Annotated in this window: 20 protein-coding genes and 2 pseudogenes; 19 read left to right on the forward strand and 3 right to left on the reverse strand. The window is 30.9% G+C overall.

Going from position 1 to position 22,281, the window contains the following annotated elements:
* Window positions 1-82: 82 nt before the first annotated feature.
* A complete protein-coding gene (locus ACYVEC_RS15485) occupies window positions 83-1,240 on the reverse strand; it encodes a sensor histidine kinase (protein WP_098556706.1) in 1,158 nt (385 codons plus the stop codon).
* Entirely contained in the window at window positions 1,230-1,925 is a 696-nt protein-coding gene (locus ACYVEC_RS15490) for a response regulator transcription factor (RefSeq protein ID WP_063224878.1), read from the reverse strand. The genes ACYVEC_RS15485 and ACYVEC_RS15490 overlap by 11 nt, the downstream gene beginning before the upstream one ends.
* Window positions 1,926-2,117: 192 nt before the next feature.
* On the opposite strand from ACYVEC_RS15490, the gene yqeK reads away from it, so the two are divergent.
* The 15 genes and pseudogenes from yqeK to ACYVEC_RS15565 all read left to right on the forward strand — a co-directional run bounded on the left by yqeK (window position 2,118) and on the right by ACYVEC_RS15565 (window position 18,231).
* Entirely contained in the window at window positions 2,118-2,726 is a 609-nt protein-coding gene (gene yqeK, locus ACYVEC_RS15495; protein WP_098555476.1) for a bis(5'-nucleosyl)-tetraphosphatase (symmetrical) YqeK, read from the forward strand.
* 31 nt (window positions 2,727-2,757) lie between these two features.
* Window positions 2,758-3,381, forward strand: a pseudogene (locus ACYVEC_RS15500) (DUF3885 domain-containing protein).
* Window positions 3,378-4,115 (forward strand): phosphorylase family protein, encoded by a 738-nt coding sequence (locus tag ACYVEC_RS15505; RefSeq protein WP_142332712.1) that lies wholly within the window; start codon window positions 3,378-3,380, stop codon window positions 4,113-4,115. The pseudogene ACYVEC_RS15500 and the gene ACYVEC_RS15505 overlap by 4 nt, the downstream one beginning before the upstream one ends.
* A gap of 16 nt (window positions 4,116-4,131) precedes the next feature.
* The gene (locus ACYVEC_RS15510; protein ID WP_098555473.1) at window positions 4,132-4,764 is read left to right on the forward strand and encodes an SDR family oxidoreductase; all 633 of its coding nucleotides are present in this window, start codon (window positions 4,132-4,134) and stop codon (window positions 4,762-4,764) included.
* 92 nt (window positions 4,765-4,856) lie between these two features.
* Entirely contained in the window at window positions 4,857-5,705 is an 849-nt protein-coding gene (locus ACYVEC_RS15515) for a GNAT family N-acetyltransferase (protein WP_275719351.1), read from the forward strand.
* A gap of 108 nt (window positions 5,706-5,813) precedes the next feature.
* Window positions 5,814-6,188 carry a hypothetical protein gene (locus ACYVEC_RS15520; RefSeq protein WP_063224884.1) on the forward strand — a complete coding sequence of 125 codons (375 nt, stop codon included), beginning with the start codon at window positions 5,814-5,816 and terminating at the stop codon, window positions 6,186-6,188.
* Window positions 6,189-6,358: 170 nt separating this feature from the next.
* Window positions 6,359-9,040, forward strand: coding sequence for a M4 family metallopeptidase (locus tag ACYVEC_RS15525; protein WP_199677728.1), 2,682 nt, complete (start codon window positions 6,359-6,361; stop codon window positions 9,038-9,040).
* Window positions 9,041-9,318: 278 nt separating this feature from the next.
* Entirely contained in the window at window positions 9,319-9,879 is a 561-nt protein-coding gene (locus ACYVEC_RS15530) for a class I SAM-dependent methyltransferase (protein WP_063224886.1), read from the forward strand.
* Between the two features lie 173 nt (window positions 9,880-10,052).
* Window positions 10,053-10,790 (forward strand): hypothetical protein, encoded by a 738-nt coding sequence (locus ACYVEC_RS15535; RefSeq protein ID WP_098555468.1) that lies wholly within the window; start codon window positions 10,053-10,055, stop codon window positions 10,788-10,790.
* 89 nt (window positions 10,791-10,879) lie between these two features.
* Window positions 10,880-11,359, forward strand: a complete 480-nt coding sequence (locus ACYVEC_RS15540; protein WP_063224887.1) for an SRPBCC family protein — start codon at window positions 10,880-10,882, stop codon at window positions 11,357-11,359.
* Window positions 11,360-11,438: 79 nt separating this feature from the next.
* A complete protein-coding gene (locus tag ACYVEC_RS15545) occupies window positions 11,439-14,609 on the forward strand; it encodes an ATP-binding cassette domain-containing protein (RefSeq protein ID WP_063224888.1) in 3,171 nt (1,056 codons plus the stop codon).
* A gap of 432 nt (window positions 14,610-15,041) precedes the next feature.
* Window positions 15,042-15,347, forward strand: coding sequence for a PadR family transcriptional regulator (locus ACYVEC_RS15550; protein WP_306475078.1), 306 nt, complete (start codon window positions 15,042-15,044; stop codon window positions 15,345-15,347).
* Window positions 15,344-15,874 (forward strand): DUF1700 domain-containing protein, encoded by a 531-nt coding sequence (locus ACYVEC_RS15555; protein ID WP_063224890.1) that lies wholly within the window; start codon window positions 15,344-15,346, stop codon window positions 15,872-15,874. The genes ACYVEC_RS15550 and ACYVEC_RS15555 overlap by 4 nt, the downstream gene beginning before the upstream one ends.
* Window positions 15,855-17,300, forward strand: coding sequence for a serine hydrolase domain-containing protein (locus ACYVEC_RS15560; RefSeq protein WP_063224891.1), 1,446 nt, complete (start codon window positions 15,855-15,857; stop codon window positions 17,298-17,300). The genes ACYVEC_RS15555 and ACYVEC_RS15560 overlap by 20 nt, the downstream gene beginning before the upstream one ends.
* A gap of 121 nt (window positions 17,301-17,421) precedes the next feature.
* Window positions 17,422-18,231, forward strand: coding sequence for a MerR family transcriptional regulator (locus ACYVEC_RS15565; protein WP_063224892.1), 810 nt, complete (start codon window positions 17,422-17,424; stop codon window positions 18,229-18,231).
* Between the two features lie 92 nt (window positions 18,232-18,323).
* Here ACYVEC_RS15565 and ACYVEC_RS15570 read toward each other — a convergent pair whose 3' ends face one another.
* The gene (locus ACYVEC_RS15570) at window positions 18,324-19,553 is read right to left on the reverse strand and encodes an MFS transporter (RefSeq protein WP_063224893.1); all 1,230 of its coding nucleotides are present in this window, start codon (window positions 19,551-19,553) and stop codon (window positions 18,324-18,326) included.
* Window positions 19,554-19,678: 125 nt separating this feature from the next.
* Between ACYVEC_RS15570 and ACYVEC_RS15575 the strand changes: the two genes are divergently transcribed.
* The 4 genes and pseudogenes from ACYVEC_RS15575 to ACYVEC_RS15590 all read left to right on the forward strand — a co-directional run bounded on the left by ACYVEC_RS15575 (window position 19,679) and on the right by ACYVEC_RS15590 (window position 22,176).
* Window positions 19,679-20,227, forward strand: coding sequence for an HAD-IIIA family hydrolase (locus ACYVEC_RS15575; RefSeq protein WP_275719346.1), 549 nt, complete (start codon window positions 19,679-19,681; stop codon window positions 20,225-20,227).
* A 57-nt stretch (window positions 20,228-20,284) separates the two neighbouring features.
* Window positions 20,285-20,860, forward strand: coding sequence for an NUDIX hydrolase (locus ACYVEC_RS15580; RefSeq protein WP_063224895.1), 576 nt, complete (start codon window positions 20,285-20,287; stop codon window positions 20,858-20,860).
* 103 nt (window positions 20,861-20,963) lie between these two features.
* Window positions 20,964-21,062 (forward strand): annotated as a pseudogene (locus ACYVEC_RS15585) (winged helix-turn-helix transcriptional regulator); the annotation flags it as partial.
* Between the two features lie 361 nt (window positions 21,063-21,423).
* A complete protein-coding gene (locus ACYVEC_RS15590) occupies window positions 21,424-22,176 on the forward strand; it encodes a class I SAM-dependent methyltransferase (protein ID WP_275719345.1) in 753 nt (250 codons plus the stop codon).
* Window positions 22,177-22,281 lie beyond the last annotated feature (105 nt).

A 22,281-nucleotide genomic window follows, 5' to 3' on the forward strand; every position in this document is an offset into this window, starting at 1 on the left:
ATTATTAAATTTTGGATGTTAATGGAATATAAAAGGTCCAATTTCTTATTTGGTAAGAAATTGGACCTAAAATTAAGCTATATTAACATTTATATGGTTGTAGTTTTACAGTGAAAGTTGTTTTTTTATCATCACTATATACTTCGATTGTTCCTTTATGCAATTCGACAATACTTTTTGCAATTGCTAATCCGAGTCCAGATCCACCAGTGTTTGTAGAACGCGATTTCTCAACGCGATAAAAACGTTCAAAAATATGAGGTAAATCGGTACTTGGAATAGGTTGACCATAATTTGTTATATCTATAGTAATCATATTATTGCTTTCATAGGCAACAAGGTCGATATATCCACCATCGTTTCCATAAGCGATAGCGTTTATAATAAGATTTTCAAACACACGCACTAGTTTGTCACCATCAGCTAATACCATGAGTTTTTGAGATGGGAAAGAAGGTCGACATTCTATATTTGCTTCTTGAACTTGTATGCGGAATTGAACAGTTAATTGTCCAAGTAGCTCTACAATATCAATGGGGACAGAATATAAACTTAATTCTTTATTTTGAACACGTGTATATTCAAACAAGTCATTCATTAATGCATTAAGACGGGTTACTTTATCGTAAATGACTTGTATATAATGACGTAATTCCACTTCATCTCTATAATTATCATGGTGGATTAAATTCACGTATCCAACTATAGAGGTAAGAGGAGTACGTAAATCATGTGATACATTTGTAATAAGTTCACTTTTTGCTTGTTCCGCCTGTCTTTCTTCATCAATTGAGACTTTCAATTGTTCAATAATTTGATTAACCCCAGTCGCTAGCTCTTCCAGATGATTATGGTTTACGATAGAAACCTTATGATTGAAGTTTCCATTTGCAATATAACGAATCTCTTCAATCATTTTTTTAATACAAGTTTCATAGTACATTTTTCTTTCATGACGATAAAAAATGTATAGGTAGGATGAGAAAATAGAAAATAAAAATAAATAAGAGACAATCATCATCCATAGAGATTCCTTTATTCCTTTATATTTTTCATAACCAAAAATTCTAATGAATTCTTTTCCGAGTTCGCTTAAAGTAAGTGAACTTTCAATTACACTTGTAACAAGACGATATATAATTAATTCAGTTATAGGGGTAAGTATGATAGCTAACGAGAACCAAAAAATTAACTTCCATTTAGGGATATCTTTTAATATATCAAATGCTTCATTTCTCAATTTTATAGCCTACTCCCCAAACAGTATGAATAAACTTCTCTCCATTCATTACTGTTTCAAGTTTATCCCGTAAATTACTAATGTGAACCATTACAGTTTTATTTGAACCATAACCATCTTCATTCCAAACACGTTCAAAAATTTCTTCGGAGCTAAATACTCTTCCAGTATTACTCGCAAGTAAATATAAAATATCAAATTCAATAGATGTAAGTTTAATATATTCTCCATTTACTTTAACAGTATGATTATGTTTGTGTATTTCAGCAGAACGAATATGAAGAATGCCATCTTCATTCTTTTGAGAAGTAGTATTTTGGAAAGATGATCTTCGTAGCAAAGCTTTCACTCTAGCTACTAATTCTAATGGATTGAATGGTTTAATCATATAATCATCTGCACCTGTCATAAGACCTAATATTTTATCCATATCTTCTGCTTTTGCACTCAGCATAAGAATAGGTACAGTGTTATTCTCACGAACTTCCTGGCAAACTTCTAATCCATTTCGTTTTGGCATCATAATATCCAAAATCAAAAGGTCAACTTCATATGTAGAAATCATTTGCAATGCCTCGTCGCCATCGTATGCTTTATAAATGTTATAGCCTTCATTTCGCAAATAAACAGCAAGTAATTCAACAATTTCTTTATCATCATCAATAATTAATATGTTTTTGTTCATTATGTAGTTCCTTTCCTTACAAATCATTAACATTACTATAATATCAAACATTTATGTATTTTGTAGCAATGATTCCACATAAAATTTCATGTAACGTATTAAAAAGGGATTAAAACCTTCATAGCGAATACAAAACATAAGGATATTAAAATTACATATTATATTGAAAGTTAGTTTTAAGGGGGATTTGCTATGTTATATAAAGATATATATTCATTTTCTCCAACTGAAAAAATAGAAAATGATATTAAAGATTTTTTATTAATATACAATCAAGAATTTACATATAAACATTCAATTCGTGTAGCAAATAAGGCGAGAAAAATTGCAGAAATGTTTTATGGTGATGAAGAAAAAGCAGCGATCGCGGGATATTTACATGATATTAGTGCAATATTTCCAAATGATGTGCGGATTGCAGTTGCTGAAGAATTTGGAGTTGAAATCATAGAAGAAGAGCGAGAGTTTCCGATGATTATTCATCAAAAATTGTCGAGGGTAATTGCAAAAGAGATATTTAAAGTAAAAGATGAAGAGATTTTAAATGCAATCTGTTGCCATACCACGCTGCGTAAACATGCAAAGAAGATGGATTTAGTGTTATTTGTTGCCGATAAAATAGAATGGGATCAAAATGGAACACCACCATTTTTAGTAGAAGTAAAAAACGGATTGGAAAAATCGTTGGAACATGCTGCATTTGCATATATTTCATATTTATGGGAAAGAAAAGATACATTGAAAGTTATACATCCGTGGCTAGAAGAAGCATATTGGCATTTAAAAGAAATTGTAGAGTAGAAAGGATATGAAAATGTAATTAAAAGGATATATGAATCAAACATTTCTAGGTGTTACATTAAGACCATACATATACTCTCAGTGGGAAATATCAAAATGTAGAAGGAACCCGCGATTTAAATATGGAATACTTCTCTCAACTTTATACATATAATAAATACTTATTTGAAGATATATTTTCAGAGGAAGATGAAGTGTTTTTAGTAACAAATGCTTATCGATTTAAAAAGGAAAATGCGAAAAATCTACAGAAAATAATTATATATAGACGATTATTCAGAAAAGAGATTTAAAGTATCATATAAGGCAAGAAACAATGCCATTTTTATTTTAAGATGAAGGATCTGACTTGTATTGTACATATCAATTTTCATTAAAATGTTTCGCTAGTGATATAAAGCAAAACCGGCTTATTCAAGCAGCGAATCATGAAGATTTTCCAGGTCTTTATCCTCGTCTTGGACGTAAAAAAGAAATTTCTTATCTAGATGTATTTCTCATAAATACAACAAAAGATATTATCATGTTTATGTACGATGATAGAGGATGTGAAGTAATTACGAAGAATAAAGAAACAATACGAAATTTATATAAAAAATATAAAGAGTGGATTCCAAATTATGAACAAGAAAGTATAGATAACTTATTTAAATGACAGTGGGGGAAGTGAAGCGTGTAATGAAACGTATTGCAATCGTAGCCGCATGGGAACCTGAACTTAATTATTTGCAACAATATTATCCAAGTGAACGCATTGAAAAAAGAGCAGCTTGGGAATTTCATTTTCATACTATAAATGATCTGGAAATTATTTCAGTTATAACTGGTGTTGGGAAAGTTAGTTGTGCTAGTTGTGTTCAATTATTAATTAGTGAATTTCAGCCTGATGAGTTGTTTATGACAGGAATATGCGGAAGCCTATCAAACAAGGTAAAAAATGGTCATATTGTAGTGGCACTAAACGCAATACAACACGATGTTACTGCTGCTGGTTCGGGCGAAGATGTTTTTAACTTATATAATGGTAGAACAGCACCTATTGAAACAACAAAGTCACTTGTAAGAAGAATAAAAAAAATACGATCTTATGATCCGATCCACTTCGGTACATTCTTATCTGGAGATCAACGTATTCGTAGTTCGGAAATGAGATATTTACTCCATACTGTATATGGAGCATTGGCAGTTGATCAAGAAGTGGCAGCTTTTGCTTATGTGTGTCATATAAACCAGAAACCATTTCTAAGTTTAAAAGCCGCTTCAGATCAAGCGAATGATAAAACGAAAGAGGAACAAAAAATATTTAAAATGTTAGCATGTGAAAGAGCATGTGAGCATTTAATTGCTTTTTTACGTGTGTATGAGATTAATGTAGTAAATCATAGATAGTAAGAGGGGTTTAATATTGGAAAGTACAAATAAAATAGCTATTCTGGGCGCGAATGGAAAAGCTGGGAAATTCCTTGTGAACGAAGCGTTAGAAAAGGGATATCAAGTGAAAATATTAACGAGAAATTCTAATAATATGACGATAACTAATGAAAATTTAGAGGTTATTATTGGGGATGCACGTGATTTTTTTGCAATATGCGAATTACTTAAAGGTTGTCAAACTGTAATAAATGCGGTGGGTCAACCGAAAAATGAACCTTACATTTTTAGTACAGTAACGAAACATATTTTGAAAGTAATGAAGGGATTTGAAATTAAGCGTTATATTCTTATTTCTGGTGGTTCTGTAAATGTCGCAGGAGATCAGAGAATTGTGAATAAAATAGGGGCCCACTTGTTTAAAGTATTTTTACCAAAAATGATGCAAGATAAATATAAAGAATTACAAATTATTCAAAGTAGTGATGTAGATTGGACAATTGTTAGATTACCATTTGTTATGGATGGGAAGGGCATTGGAAAAATAAAAGAAAGTTTAGTAGATATGCCAGGAATCAAAATAAAAAATGGGGATATTGCACCATTTGTTATAAAACAAATTAATAGTGAGAGGTATGTAGGGAAGTGTCCGTTCATTTCAAATTAAGTGGTAGAATTTAAAATTAAACTACGATGTAACTAGTACATTTTATGTATTTGAATGCTAAGTTTAACAGGAGTAAGTGGGGGAGATTTTATATGATTCAATACAAAAGATGCAGTGAAGTGAGTATAGATTTAGTATATGAGGCTTTTAGGGACGGATTTTCAGATTACATCATAAAAATGGAAGTTTCAAAAGAGGATTTTATAAAAAGATTTTTGGGACCAGAAGGTAACTTGCTAGAGCACTCTTTTCTGGCTTTAGACGGTGACAAATCAGTTGGTGTAATACTTGGTGGGATAAAGGATTATGAAAACATAAAAACAATGCGCTGTGGAACATTAGCGGTTCATCCTAATTACCGTGGTATTGGTGTGAGTCAAAAGTTATTTGAACTACATAAAGAAGAGGCGCTTCAAAACGAGTGTAAGCAACTTTTTCTTGAAGTCATTGTAGGCAATGACCGAGCAATTCGTTTTTATAATAAATTAGGCTATGAAAAAGTGTACGATCTATCCTATTATAATTTAAAAGATTTGACTAAAATAATAAGTAAAGGCGGTAAGGGAATTGAAGTAAAACAATTAGAATTCCCATCTTTTAAAGTTGAAATTCAGAAATGGTTACATTTCCATATTAATTGGCAAAATGATATGGATTATATCGAAAAAACAAATAATACATTTTACGGTGCATATGTAGGAAATGAATTGAATGGTTCTATATGTATAAATGAACAAGGTAAAATTAGTTTTATTTTCGTAGACAAAGATTATAGAAATATTGGCATTGCAACGAGTTTACTACTTAGGGCAAGTGAAGAATTGAATATAGCAAGTTTATCAATTGGATTTCCAAATAACAATTTACTAGAAGGATTTTTAAAGAAAACTGGATTTGAAAAGAATTCTTTAGCACAATATGAAATGTATTTATTGCTATAAAAAGTGGAAAGGATTATTCTTCCGCTTTTTATTTTTGTACTATATTGATATTTTACTTTGTATAATATCCTTTTTTTATGTAGAATAGATAGGATGGGAGGGGATGAAATGAATAATGTATTAAAGTTTAAGATTTTTGAATTGCATTGTTTCGTTCAAAAGACTTATTCTGATATTAAAATAGCATGTGATATTGCTATTTATCAAGAAAACGCTTCTAAATATTTAATTTCATTAGGATTTTTAAATAAATCATACATGACTTATATAGAAGCAAAAAGATTTTATCGAGAAAATGAAGAACTTGTAAGTGTAGAATTTGATAATTTCTTTGATACATATGATAAATTAGAGAATGAATTAAAAAAAGTTATTTCAACTGAAGATAAAAATCCTTCATTGCTACATAGTAGATTTGATCAGTTTCAGCAGAAAGTTGAAAATATAAATGACCTAATAAAAGTATTGCAAAATGCTCGTTAATGAATGCTTTTTTCTTTTTATATAGAAATTATGCATTGAAAATATATTAGGGATATTACATATTGAAGGGATGACTTTTGTTAATTACAGAAGTCATCTTTTTATGATAGGAATAAATTGTATAAATTTTAGCAGTTTCATATTTTAGAAAATTATACGAGGAAAATAACATGAAAAATAAAAAAGAAATAGCTATAGTTGCATTAACAACAGGATTAGCTTTAACAAGCGTAACACCATATGGAGTAAGTTATGCAGAGGAAACGGGTAAAATGCAAGTTGATATTCAAGAGGATTCGTTCCGTACAGGTGAACTTACACAACCATCACAAAAGACGCCAGAGAATGTAGTCAAAGATGCACTTAAGGAAAAGACGGAGCATGCTTTGTCTCCAAAACAAGTTAGTGGAGACAAAGGAGTAGATTACAAAGTGCTTCAAAAACGTGGTTCATATGATGGGACTACACTTGTGCGTATGCAACAAATATATGAAGGAAAAGAAGTATATGGACACCAATTGACTGTTCATGTAGATAAAAAGGGTATTATTAAAAGCGTTTCAGGAGATAGCGCACAAAATTTAGCAAAAGAAGATTTAAAGAATCCTATTAATTTATCAAAAGAAGAAGCAAAACAATATATTTATACGAAGTATGGGAAAGATATTAAATTTATTTCTGAGCCAGAAGTTAAGGAAGTTATTTTTGTTGATGAAAATCATGGGCAGGCTACTAACGCATATCAAGTTACATTTGCAGCCGCAACACCAAACTATGTATCTGGAACTTATTTAGTGAATGCTCAAAATGGTGATATGTTGAAAAACATGGTACAAGAATCAGATTTAAAAGTAAGTGAAGAGCATGTTGAATCTTTAAAGGAGAGTAAAAAAAATAATTCCATTTCATTAACTGGAACAGGAAAAGATGATTTAGGTATAACTCGCTCATTTGGTATTTCTAAACAAAGTAATGGGAAATATGCGCTTGCTGATTATACAAGAGGGCAAGGAATTGAGACCTATGATGTAAATTATAGAGATATTAATTTTGAAGAAAGATATTATCCTGGTATATTAGCAACTAGCACTTCGACAACATTTAATGAACCAAAGGCGGTAAGTGCTCATTTCTTAGCAACAAAGGTATATGATTTTTATAAAGACAAATATAAGCGTAATAGTTTTGATAATAAGGGGAAAAAAGTAGTATCAGTTGTACATGCATGGCATTCAGGAGAAACAGATGATCCTAAAAATTGGGGGAATGCATTTAATGCTAATATTAATAATGTTAGTATGCTTATATATGGTGATCCAATGGTTAGAGCGTTTGACATAGCGGGCCATGAATTTACACATGCGGTTACATCTAGCGAATCTAATCTTGAATTCTTTGGGGAATCTGGAGCCATTAATGAGGCATTATCTGATATTATGGGAACGGCTATTGAGAAATATATAAATAATGGCGAATTTAATTGGACAATAGGAGAACAAAGTGGATCAGTTCTCCGTAATATGAAAAATCCATCTTCAGTCAAATTTTTTGATGGAGTACCGTATCCGGATGATTATAGTAAATTCAGTGATTTAAACGGAGAGGATAATGAGGGCGTTCATTTCAACTCAAGTATTATTAATAAAGTCGCGTATTTAATTGCACAAGGTGGCACTCATAACGGTGTAACTGTAAATGGTATTGGTGAAGATAAAATGTTTGATATTTTCTATTATGCAAATACTGATGAATTGAACATGACTTCTAATTTCTCTGAATTAAGATTAGCGTGTCTTAAAGTTGCAACAAACATATATGGGGCAAATTCAACTGAGGTTGAAGCGGTCCAAAAAGCTTTTGATGCAGCAAAAATTAATGGAGAAGTGAAAGAAAAAGAAAAAACTGAGGAAAACCAAGTCCCAGAATTAACTGTACCACCTACAATTACACTACATGTCGGTGATACGTTCGACCCGATGAGAAATGTAAAAGCTGTTGATAAAGAAGATGGTGATTTAACAATTAGAGTGAAATATAAAGGTGATGTAGATACTTCAAATCCAGGTAAATACATTGTAGAATACTCGGTCATTGATTCTCAAGGAGGGAATGCAACGGCAACACAGACTGTAATTGTAGAAGAAAATGGAGAAGCATCAGATCTAAATCCTATATTAACAGTGCCTACTGCAGCGACAATTCGTGTAGGAGATTCATTCGATCCAATGGCAAAAGTGTTGGCTATTGATAAAGAAGACGGCGATCTTACTTCTAAAGTAAAGATTGAAGGTGAAGTAGATGCCTCTAAAGCCGGTACATATGTATTAACGTACAAAGTTACAGATTCAAAAGGTCATGAAGTAACTGCGAAACAAACTGTAACGGTCGAAGCTAGAGAAGAAGTGAAAAATGAAATGCCGATGCTAAAAGTACCTGCTACAACTACAATTATTAAAGGAGATCAATTCGATCCAATGATAGGAGTGTCAGCTACTGATAAAGAGGGCGGTGATCTTACTTCTAAAGTAGTGTATGAAGGAACTGTAGATACATCTAAATCTGGTACTTTTGAAATAATATATAGTGTCAGAGATTCCATAGGCAATGAGGTAAATACAATACAAAAAGTATTTGTGAAAGATAAAGACACTGGAAAAGCTAATGGCCTTGCTAATAACACTAATAAGAGTAATATATCGAACAACAATAATTTCGAGAAAAAAGATTCTATATATAAAGAGCTGCCTAATACAGGTGCAAGTACAACTAACAGTGCAGCAATGGGTATATGGATGGTTATTACAGGTACAGTACTCACTTTAATTCGTAAATTTAGAAAGGTACAAAAATAATAGTAAGGATTATTCCTTTTAAAAAAAGTTCATTATCTAGAAGAAATAAAAGGGTTGTGTATCATGAACTGATTCCATAAAGTTAGTTAGATTGTTGCATTAAGAAATTTTTAGTGTTTGAATTCAGATATTGTTCTGGACTCATGATACTGAATTTTTTCCTTAATTCGTTATGTTGTTATTACTTTCATTATATTTTTCTTAATTTGTTGAAGAAGGAAAGATAATACTAAACATAGAACATATTAATAAATTAAAATGTTTATGAGGTGAAAGTGTTGGCAATAAAACAAGACGAAATTAAAGTAGTAGTCGGAGCTGGAGTGTTTAATAATAATCCAGGTTGGATTCAAACGCAAGAAGACGAACTTAACTTACTAGATAAAGCTACGTGGGAAAATAGATTTGAATACAACTCTCTTTCAGCTATTTTAGCGGAGCATGTATGGGAACACCTTACGTTTGAAGAAGGTGTAGAAGCAGCTGAAATTTGTTATGAATTTTTAAAGCCAACAGGGCACATTCGCTGCGGCGTTCCTGATGCATTTTTCCGAGATGAGGCGTACCAAAATATAGTTCAAATAGGTGGACCTGGCCCGAAAGATCATCCAGCAGCAAGCCATAAAATTGTTCATAATTATAAAACTTTAACGAAAATGTTTGAAACTGCTGGATTTGAGGTAGTATTACTTGAATATTGTGATGAAAATGGTCAGTTTTATTACAATGAATGGGATGCAAACGACGGTGTAATTTTCCGTTCGAAAAGGTATGATTCTAGAAATAAAGGTGATAAACTTGGTTTTCCATCGTTAATTGTCGATGCGATTAAGCGGTAAATCATTAAACTAAATTAAGTGCTTATAATATTAATCTATGAATTGTAGTGGAGTTTATTTGTATACACTATTGTTTTATATTCAATTTGAACATACGAAATATATTATTTTATTATAAAAATCGCAGAAAGTACTCTTTCTGCTTTTTATTTTGCAAAGGGGATGAATATACTATGCAACCTATAAAACAAGTGGCATTAACATGCATTACTCATGATCCAACAGGGAGCTTATTATCTACTATAAAAGAGCTAAAAGAGGAATTAATGAATTTAAATTATGATAAAAAATATATAACAATTAGTAATGTAACAGCTAAAGAAATTGTAAAAGAACTGGAGGAATGTAAATTCCATATAAATATAGTAGAAAAATCAGGGGCAGGGAACGCACGTAGGGATTGTTTGAAGTTTGTTAGAAACTATGATCATGATTACTATCACTATTGTGACTTTGATCGTTTACTAACTTGGATGAAAGAATATCCAGTTGAGCTTAATTCATTCATTCAGAATATAGTAGATGTAGATTACTTAATCATTGGCAGAACGGAGAAAGCTTTTCAGACACACCCTGAAGAATGGCAAGTTACAGAAACAGTATCAAATAAAATTATTTCATTACAATTAGGGAAACAAGTAGATATTACAGCTGGTTCATGTGGGCTTTCAAAACAAGCAGCTGATTACATAATAAAATATTCTAAATGCAGAATGACTGATGGGGAATGGCCGATGATTATAAAAGAATTTACCGATTTTAAAATCGGGTATATTGCAGTAGATGGTTTAAAATATGTCAATAGTCTTAATCAAGATAATATTATTGATCCAATAAAAGCATGGTCAACCAGATTAGAACTTTCATATATAATCAGTCAATCAATTTTGAATCTAACAAAAAATCCTTAAACTAAGTGGGGTGGAATAGAGATTTCTTTTTTTTATGAAATCATGTAAAATAGAACGTATATTCGTTTTTTGGAGGGGGTTAATTAATAATGTTAGCTGTAATAGATAAACAAGATAATGAATACGTAGTACAATTTGATCGTCATTTTTCATATTCAATAGAAGAGGTTTGGTCAGTTTTAACAGAAAACAGTAAGTTAAAAAAATGGATGTCTAATTTGCAGATTGAAAGCCTTAAAACAGGTGGAATCATAAAGTTCGACATGATGGATGGTTCATTTATAAATATTGATATTTTAGAGTGTCAACTAAACTCAGTACTTGAATTTACTTGGGATAAAGATCGGGTTCGATTTGAAATACATAAAGAGGAAAATGGTTCTCTTTTACTCCTTAAAGAATACATTCATGAATTAACTGATCATACACCGAAAGATATAGCAGGTTGGCATATTTGTTTAGATCTTTTTTCTTCCATTCTAGAAGGAGAAGAAAAAGAGTTTTCTAAAGATGAATGGCAACAATGGTTTGAAATATATAAGGATAAGCTTCTTGAAGTAAGAGGATAATTATATAAGAGGTTATATTCATTGTGTAATTATTATACTATAAAAATGATTTTAATGAAAAATAAGAATAGAGGTTAATATGAAAGTAAATCAATTAATTGCTAATAACATAAATAAATTAGATACAGTCATTCCATTTAATAAGTCGTTTGGAGTCGCTGGTTTATCGGGATCGGGTAAAACAACTTTTTGTCAAACGATTGGTGAAGAATCAAAAAAACGATTAGTTTCTTTATTGCCAAAGGCTGAATATCAATATTTATTTCCTAATATTATGGAAACGAATTTTAGTGCGATTAAGATGGAGGATATGCCTTTAGTACTTTTTCTAGGAAAATCATCGATTTCTTCCAATCCACGTTCAACGATAGGTACACATACCGGTGTTTTCACTGAAATTCGCGAAAAACTTGCTGAAGTATTTCATCTTTCTCCTGAGGTCTTTTCATTCAATAACCAGTTAGGTTGGTGTACTGGTTGTAAAGGCCGAGGTACTACTAAAAATATTGAGTGTAAAAAATGTAAGGGAAAACGTTATAGCGAAGAAATTGAACAACATACTATAGATTTATTTGCTAAACCACATACCATTTCAAGTATTAATGATTTAAGTGTTGAATCTATTCTTGCGTTAGCGGAAGAGTTACATATTAGTGAAGCAAAGCAACATATACTACAAAATATAATTAATATGAACATTGGTTATTTAACATTAAATCGAATAATGGGTACGTTGTCAGGTGGAGAGTTAACACGACTATATTTGGCTGAATTCATGGCAGTAAGTGAAAATGCTGTAATTATTATTGATGAGATTTCAGTTGGACTTGATCATGAAACATTATTACAAATATTAGAAGAGATCAAGCAATTAGGGTGTAAAAATCAAATTTGGCTTATAGATCATTCAGATACAGTACTGGATACAACAGATGAGCAATTGTTCTTTGGACCTGGTAGCGGAAAATATGGTGGACAAATTGTGAAAGAATCACCAAGACCAAAATCAATCCTGTGCGATCTAAATAAAGAAGTGCCAACAGAATATTATACATTCCAAGAATTATATTGCCGTAATATCCAAATGGTGGAGTTTCAGATTCCTAAAAATAGGCTTGTAACAGTTACAGGAGAATCTGGTTGCGGGAAATCTACACTTGTCAATGAATGTTTAGCTACAGATTTCTTGAAACGATATCCAAAAGATAAACTAGTTATGGTAGGGCAAGATCGAAATCAATCGATAACAAGTCGATCAACTGTAGCCACTTTCCTAGATATTAAAAAGAAACTAACAAAGTATAGTGAAGAAATCGATGATATTTTCGAGCGCTCGATTGAAGATATTATTGATGAACTTCCAAATGAAGATATTGCGTATAAACGCTTGAGACTATTAATTAAACTAGGACTTGGCTATTTAACATTAGAACGAAAAACACAAACATTATCAACGGGTGAGTTTCAATGTGTTCACTTAGTTTCGGAGTTATTTGCAAACACAAAAAATCCACATACATTATTTATTTTTGATGAACCTTCAAAGGGGTTATCACAAAATATTTTAAATCAATTTATAGATAGTGTTAGAGGGATATTGCAAGATGAATCAGTCTCGATCATCATGATTGAACATAATAGTTACATGTTAGAAAGCTCTGATTATATTGTAGATTTCGGGAAAAGACAACTTGAATCTATAAACCATCTGGATGTAGTAAGTCATGATGATTATTATCGTCAAAAAAGTAGTGCGAATAATGCTGAACAAATTCATATTTCTTCAGCGCTTAAGCAGAAGGAAGGAGTTCACTATTTAGAAGATAATCATATTAACTATTTTAAAAATGCCGAAAACATTTATAAGGGTGGTATTTTAAAAAGTTTATCATCAATGGCTAGGTTAATATATGGTGAATATGAATCAGATACAATTGCACCTGTTGTTGCTATTGATCTTGAAAGGCATTTATATAGTCAATATAGTTTCTTATATGAAATTGGTGGACTAATTAATCATGTTGTAGCTGCTCATTCAACTAATAAAGATACGAGAAGTTTTGATTTCTATTCACAGGACAATCATTGTCCATCTTGTTCTGGACGTCTTCAAATTGAAGTTTTCGATAAAGATATTACAATTCAAGATAAAAATGTTCCATTTTGGGACGGTTTATTCGATCCAGAAATTATGAAAGTATTAAAATTTTATCAATATGAAAAAATAGAATTTCTATTCGAAGAAATTAAAAATGAGCTTGGTCACAATTTGTCAAAGAGCTATAATGATATGTCAGAAGAAGAAAAGCATACGTTTTGGTACGGATATTTTGAAAAATCATTTTATGATAAAAAAGGAAAGACACGCAGAACATGGGTAGGATTTAATACGATTATTGGTGGATATATTGTTATTTCAAAAGCAGCTATTAAAGAAGAAATTAAGACTTCTAAAGAAATGATGACATGCCCAATTTGTGAAGGGACTGTTTTAAATCATCATAAACCACTTGAATTTGGTAACTCAGATATTCGTGAAATTATCAATCAGCCAATTGATGAAGTGTTGAAAATAGTCAGTGATTTACCTGCACTTCATAAATTGAAGGATATAGTTGGTGGCGATATGAGATTGACAGAAGATGTTTCTTTATTGCCAAGAAAAGCACAAGTTGCACTAAAAATGTTTGAGTTAGAACAAGCAAGCTTTTCAAACTATGAAATAGTGTTACAAAATGTCTTACCATTCTGGGATGAAATAAAAGGAAATATCGAATCCATTAGTGTTAATAATCAAGTAACTGTTTGTGATTTCCCTAATGTTTATGAAACGAGAGAAAACATTATAGATCAGTATTTCACAAATGGTAAATATAAAAAACTTACGTATGTATACGAAGCATTTGGATATAAAAAGTTAGTTACCCAAATTAATAAAATTAAACAAAGTAATCCATGTCCATTTTGTAAAGGAAAGAAAGTTATCACTGAAGATAATTTGCACGATGGTGTCTTTAAACTAACGATTCCATGTGTAACTTGTAATGCAAGTGGTATTAATGACGAAGGACTAAAAGAAGTTGTTGATGGCATGGATGTAAAAACATGGTTAACTGGAAAAGTTAGTGATGTTGTGGATGAGAGTTTATTAACAGAGGCTGTTGTGCAAATACCAATTTTTAATCGCATTCGTGAATTGGATAAACGAGATATGATGGCGGTTTATGAATGTCTTGAGCGTAATCAGTAAAGTTTTATTAGCTTATGTATTATTAACATAACTTATATAAAACGTATATTCTTTATAATGTATATATTAACGCAGTATGATTGATACAAGGTAATGAAAGAAGATCCAATTTCTTAATATCAAAATTAAGAAATTGGATCTTTTATTATTTTTATGTCCCGCATACGATATTTTTCACTAAGAGAAGAAGTATAAGGCAAGGAGATATAAAAAGCTAATAGGGATAAATAGTTGATATATTATGTAATTATTATATTATAAAAGTGATAAATAAGGGTAAAAACAGTTCATAAGTGATATTGTTGTTTGTTAATCTTTCTATTTTATTATCTTATTTTTTTGATTTAACAGAAATATATACTTGAATGAAGTATATATTTCTGTTAAATTTATCCTATGGATAGAACAAGTTTAATTAAAGGTCATTTAGAAATGTGTGTATTATCTATTTTGTCGAAAAAGAAAAGTTATGGTTATGAGATTATGAAAGAACTTGAAGTAAACAATTTAAAATTGAAAGGAGTAGGAAGTATTTACCCCATTTTAACTAAGTTGAAAAATCAAGAATGGGTTAATACTTATCAAGAAGTAACAGACAGTGGTAAAGTTAGGATTTATTATGAAATTAATGAAAATGGGAAAATACGTCTTGAGAAGAAAATTAATGAGTGGTTAGAATTGCAATCGGATATTCAAACATTATTAAAAAGCGGTTTGAAAGGAGACCTTCTGAAATGAGGAATAGATTGATAGGTAAAGAAAAGCAATTTTTAACAGACGTACTTAAGGAATTAAAGCAATACGATATAAGTTTAGAAGAAAGGGATAATATTAAGCGACAAATATTAGAACATATTCAAGAATGTCGTGAACATGGTGAAGATAGTATAGGTGATTTAGGTACACCTCAATTATTTGTTCAAGATTTTTTAGAAATAAATGAAATTGACTTACAAGTTAAAATGAAACAACTTCAAAATAAAAAGGGAAAATTCAACACAATTATCTTAAGTGGCATATTCATCGCAGTTATTACTTACCTCATCTCGCAAACTATATTTTCAATATTTTTAACTGAATCATTTAATCCAATTATTAGTAAAAATGCATTTGAGTATAATCTTCTATATCGTATTTCAGAGAATCAATGGTGGAACGCATTATTAATATTGACTAGTTTGACGCTCTCTGTAGTAGTATATATTAGTTTAGTAAGTTATAAAAAAAGAAAGCATCTAAAGTATAATGAAGAATACGATCTATAAACTGTCTCTAATTTGTATTCTTTGTAATGTATTAATATTATGTATCATACCTCCAAAAGTTTACGCTCAGCAAAATATTAAAGTTACATTAGATAAGTATATTGAAAAATTTATAAAGGAGCAGAATATTCCGGGAGCTTCAGTTGCAATTGTATATAATAAAGATGTATTCTTCACAAAAACGATGGGGATTACTGGAGAATCTGAAAAAAAGGTCACTAGTAAAACGCCATTTGCAATTGGCTCAATAAGTAAATCTTTAACAGCTTTAGCTATAGTGAAATTAATAGAAGATAAAAAAATAAAATTAGAGGATCCAGTTCAACGATACCTCCCCTGGTTTAAACTAAAAGATTCTCAAATATCCTCAACTATAACAATCCAACATCTAATAACTCATACAAGTGGAATAAGCACATATGAGGGCTTAGCATTATCAGATAAGCAATCCAAAAATTCTACAGCATTAAAAGAAAATGTAATGAGGCTTTCAAATGTAAAAGTAACTGCTCCACCAGGAGAAAAATATCAATATAGTAATGCGAATTATATTGTTTTAGGTGCGCTTATTGAAGAAGTCACAAATGAAACATATTCATCATATATGCAAAAACATATTTTTCAGCCATTAAATATGAATGGCGCGGCAGCAAGTAAAGAAACTGCATATGAAAAAGGTTATTTAACAGGTTATCAGTCTTGGTTTGGCATTCCAAGAAAAAGTGTAGTGTCCTATGATAATGCCGGGGCACCGTATGGCTATATTACTGCAAATTTAGAAGATATGATTCAATATATTATGTTTTTGAATCGTCCAGAGGATGCTCAATTTTTAAAGCAAGAAAACATGGATCTTTATTTATCACCACTTTATAAAATAAATTCAGAAAAAAGTTATGGTTTTGGATTAAGAACAACAAATATAAATGAAAGTGAAACGATGATTTGGCATTCAGGATCAACGCCCGATGCTCGTGCAGAATTATTTACTTTAAACAAAAGTGGCTGGGGTGGTGTGATTTTAACGAATAAAAATCATGTATTAGAAGAAACCGCACTATCAGTACTGAAAAATGGGATTATTAGTATTTTGAATGGAGAAGAACCGGTTGATATCCCTAAAAACATACCATTAACACAAATTATTTTGTTGATAGTTACACTCATACTTTTCATAATATCAATTATATTAATTAAAAAGTATAAACATATAAAAACTGTAAAAAAGCTAATTTGGTTATTCATAGGGAGTCTATCCCTACTAATATCTATTGTTTTCATCCCACTGCTTACATATAGTACAAGTTCACCATGGCGTACGATTAGAATATTTGCGCCAGACGTAGCTTTAGTTACAAGTATTATTGTAACTTTATTAGCTGTTAACGGACTAATATCAATTCTTATAGCCTTAAGAAGGAAGTAAGTATAAGGGCAAAGAATTAAAGAAATATAATTTAAGTGTTATAAACAGTTGACTCTCACACAATGTCATTGTTTAAGATGAAGTTGAGCTTCGAAGTAGATGTAACTTATAGGAGGAAATCATGTTTAAAATAGGGGACTTTTCAAAATTATCTTCCATTAGTATACGGATGTTGAGACACTACGATAAAGTAGAATTATTACAACCAGTAAAAGTCGATGAACAAAGTGGTTATCGATACTATTCAGCAGCCCAATTAAAGAAAGTAAATCAAATTCAAACGTTAAAAGATATGGGATTTAATATCGTTACCATTAAAGAAATAATAGAATGCGATAATATAGATGGTATTAAGGAGCAATTTTTAAATCGTAGTGCTCAAATTAAAGAAGACATGACTAACCTCCAAAAACAATTGCGTCTCCTCGAAGATTCAATGAAAACGATGAGAGAGGATGTTGTTGAGATGAATTACCACGTTTCAATAAAAGAAATTCCAGAAAGAAATGTAGCTAGTGTTAGAAAGATTATTCCATCGTATAATTGTGAAGGCGATTTATGGAGTATATTGATGCGAGAAATTCATATTAAAAATATTAGTATGGCCCATCCGAGTTATAGTATCGCTGTCTTCCATGATCAAGAATACAAAGAAAATGATGTAGATGTAGAAATACAGCTAAATATCTTAGGAAAGCATGAAAATACAAAAGATGTTCATTTTCAAAAAATAGAGCCAATCAAAGTAGCTTCTATAACAGTAAGCGGAAGTTATGAACAAATGACAAACGTAAATGAAGCAGCCGCAAAATGGATTGAGACAGAAGGTTACGAATTAGCAGGACCGATGTTTAATATTTATCATGTGAGCCCAGCGATGGAATCGGATTCTAGTAAGTGGGTTACAGAAGTTTGTTATCCAGTTAAATGATTGTAAAGAAAAAAGGCATTATGATATGCCTTTTTTCTTTATAAACTTATCCGTAATTGCAATTAACCAATCATACATAATTATTTTTCCTTCTATTGTAGTTTTCGTATCGGACTATATAAAGCAATAAAGACTTCAATTAATTTAGTAAAAGCAGCTAAAGCAAATACAAAGACAGGATTATAAGCTGAAATAATGCCTCCTACTAATGCCCCGAGTGGCATAGCTAATCGTGTAAGTACACGTGAAAATCCTAAAACTCTTCCTTGCATATTTGATGGAACTGTTTCCTGACGAACTGTGGCTACAATTGTATTCCATGCAATATTACAAGTCATTGCAACACCGAAAGCAATTCCGGGAGCGAGCCAATATGTGCTCCAAAGCGCAAAAGTTAAGCCAATTGCCCCAACAAATAGGAGTAAAGGAATTAGTATGCCGCGCTGCAACCTCTTTTCTAAAGGAACTGCAATCAAGCTTCCTAAAAGACCACCTATTCCAATTAATGAATAATTAACCCCACTTTGTTCTGGGGTAAGTTGTAATGTGGATAATAAATAATACATGAATATACCTAAAACTGCACTTGCTCCAAAGTTTCCTATCATAGCTTGAAAAGATAAAGCTAAATTTAAGCGGTCATTTTTGAGCCATTTAAATCCATTAACCAAATCAGATAGTACATTTTGAAGTGTATTTTTATCTTCACATTTTTTATTTGTGGTTTTCATAGACGGTAATAACATCACAGCAACTAATGTTGCAATAAATGAAAGAACATTAATCCAAAGCAACTGAAAGCCGCCAATAAAAGAAATGAAAACCCCAGCTATCATTGGACCAAATAAACTAGCCAATTGATTGACCATTTGATAGAAAGAATTGGCCTTCGTTAAGGATGCTCCAGCAATTTGCGGAATGACTGTAACAGTTGTTACATCAAAAAGCATGGACATAACTGCTAACATAAAAGTAATTATGTATAAATGCCAGATTTCTAATAGATGTAATGAATGTAGTATTGGAACAAGACTTACTAAAATAATATTGGTAATATCCGCTACCAAAAGTAACTTTTTTCGATCATAACGATCAATTATTACACCAACTAAAGGACCAAATAAAACGATTGGCAATACGTTAATAGCAAATAAAGAACTCATAATTACAGCTGAACCGGTTAATTGATAGGCAATCCAAGGTAACACAAAAGTATACAATGAGTCCCCAATTCGTGAAATGAGTAAACCAAAAATAAAAATCTTGTATTCTTTAGAAAAAGTTGTCTTTACGGTAAGGCTACGTTCTTGTATAGGTTTCACACTGTTTATACCACCTTTATTATAGAGGAATTTGAAAATAATCCGTCCAATACTTGTTATATATAGAATTCTGTAATTTTTTGGTGAATCCTACTTTTTACATGTATTTTAAGGAGGAAATAAAAATGAAGGCAGTTTTTATAGATAGAGATGGAACAATTGGAGGGACAGGAGGGGGAATACATCCAAATGAATTTATGTTATTTGATTTTGTACCTAATGCAATTCAACGGTTAAATAAATTAGGACTAAAGGTATTTTTATATACAAATCAAACTAGAATTGGTCGGGGATATTTTACTGAAAAAGAACTGCTTAAAGGATTTCAAAAGATGCAACAAATTTTAAAAGATGATGATGCTTATATAGATGGAATGTACTATTGTCCACATAAAATGAATAGTAGTTGCGACTGCCAAAAAACGAATATAGATTTACTTATAAAAGCAGCGAAAGAACATAATCTATGCTTAAAAGACTGTTTTCTTATTGGAGATACAGGGAGTACGGATATGATTGCAGCCAAAAGGGTGAATATGAAAAAGATTTTGGTACGAACAGGATGGGGAGAAAGCTCATTAACAAAGTATAGAAATTCGTGGATAGAAACGGCGCCAAATTATATAGCGGAAAATTTAATTAATACCATGTGTTGGATTGAAGAGAAATTATAAACATAATAAAATTATAGTTAACTGGTTTGTGAGATTGTTAATTTAGGAGGGAAAATATTGATACATATAGATAAGAATGTACGAACATCTGGTGCGTACGTGATATATAAGAATTTATTTGTTTTTCAAGTTGGCCCAACGAGTAAAGGTGATACATTAGGTGTAGTAAGGCTCGGAGGACATAAAGAATCCGATGAAACAGCAGTAGAAACCGCTAAAAGAGAAGTGAAAGAAGAAGCTTCTATCGATACTACTATATTGAATTCACTAACTACATATTATAAAGAGAATTGGAATGCACAATCAAAGGAAATAAAAGTAGAAAATGAAGTCAATCCAATATTAATTATTGATAGTCCAGATGAAAGTTTATCTATCATGTATGTTGCCTATTCAAAGATGCTACCTAAACCATCTTCTGAAACGAATGGACTACTGTTACTTTCATTGAATGATATTGAATTAGTTTGCACTGGGAAAATAACATTAAATGATTATATAAATCAAGGCGGAGTTGCTATATTGAAAGAAAAAATGGATAAAGAGTTAATTTTACAACCTTTCCCACAACTTATGTTTTTAGCAGAACTTTTAAAAGAGGATCCTGTATTACTTCAGCAGTTTCTAAATTAGCAACAAAAGCTACTTTAATAAGGGGCTTTTATTGCTAATAATTTAGTGGTATGTGTATCCTCCATCAGGAAACAAGACAGTGTCAATAGTAAATCTATTTTGTATAAAATATAGTTTATCTCAACATGGAAAAACAGTTAGTATTGTGTTGGATAGTATGTGTAGAGGACATTTAGAATATACAGTTAGAAATAAACTATAAAATTATTATGTAAATTAAGTGCGGTATAGAATAGGGTTTTCTTGTAATCTTTATTTTATTATATTTTAATTAAATAATTTCACACTTACTATTATTGTTATTATTTATAATAGTAAGTAAGAATATTTTGGTAGTTATTGAATGTAATTAAAGGCGGTTATTTGGAAGGAGTGATGTTTTATAAACAAACAGAACAAAACAAAATATGTAAAAAAGCTCTATATAAAGAAAAAAGTAAAAGATATCGCCTGTTCTAGCGTTTTATAAGGCTTGGCTTGCATATTTAGAATAAATAATTGATGACTCATTTTCATTAAGAATCTATAGAATATATAAGCATCAACAAAGGGGAAAGTATAAAGTGAACGAATTAGAGTACAAAAACTTTTATGATAAAGTAGGAAGATTAAATGGATGGGATTTTAGTAAAATAAAATGTGAAACTGTAGGAGATACATGGGACTTTTATGGAGAAGTGAAAGAAAGAAATAAACCATCAGACACTCTACTTGATGTTGGTACAGGTGGAGGAGAGAATGTACTTAACATAGCATCTTCAGCTAAATTGTTAATTGGAATTGATAATTCTAATGGCATGATTGAAACGGCACATTCCAACTTGAAAATATCAGGTATACAAAACGTTGAGTTTTTTCAAATGGATTCTGAAGCGTTAATGTTTCAGAATGCCCATTTTGATATCGCTTCTAGTTGTCACGCACCGTTTATAGCATCTGAGTTAGCAAAAGTAATGAAACAGGGTGCTTTTTTCTTAACACAACAAGTTAGCGAACATGATAAATTAAATCTTAAAGAAGCATTTGGCAGAGGACAATGCTTAGGTGAAAGAGACGGAACTTTAAAAGAAAAGTATATGAGGGAACTTATTATTGCGGGATTTGAACTCGTACAAGTACGTGAATATGATGTTACTGATTATTACAGTACGCCTAAGGATCTTATTTTCTTATTAAAACATACGCCTATTATTCCTAATTTTGGAGAAGAGGAAGAGGATTTTAATATTTTGCAAAAGTTTATTGAAGCTAATAGTTCGGAAAAAGGTATTCGTACGAATTCAAAAAGATTTCTGATTATTGCTGTAAAATCTTAATATATTTTATTGTAAAAGCTGCTTTTCATTTAAGGAAAGACAGCTTTTTTATATGGAAACAATTCAGGAGAAACTTGAAAAAATAGAGATAAGTAAAATGTTAAT

Source organism: Bacillus sp. MN7755 (assembly GCF_054771475.1).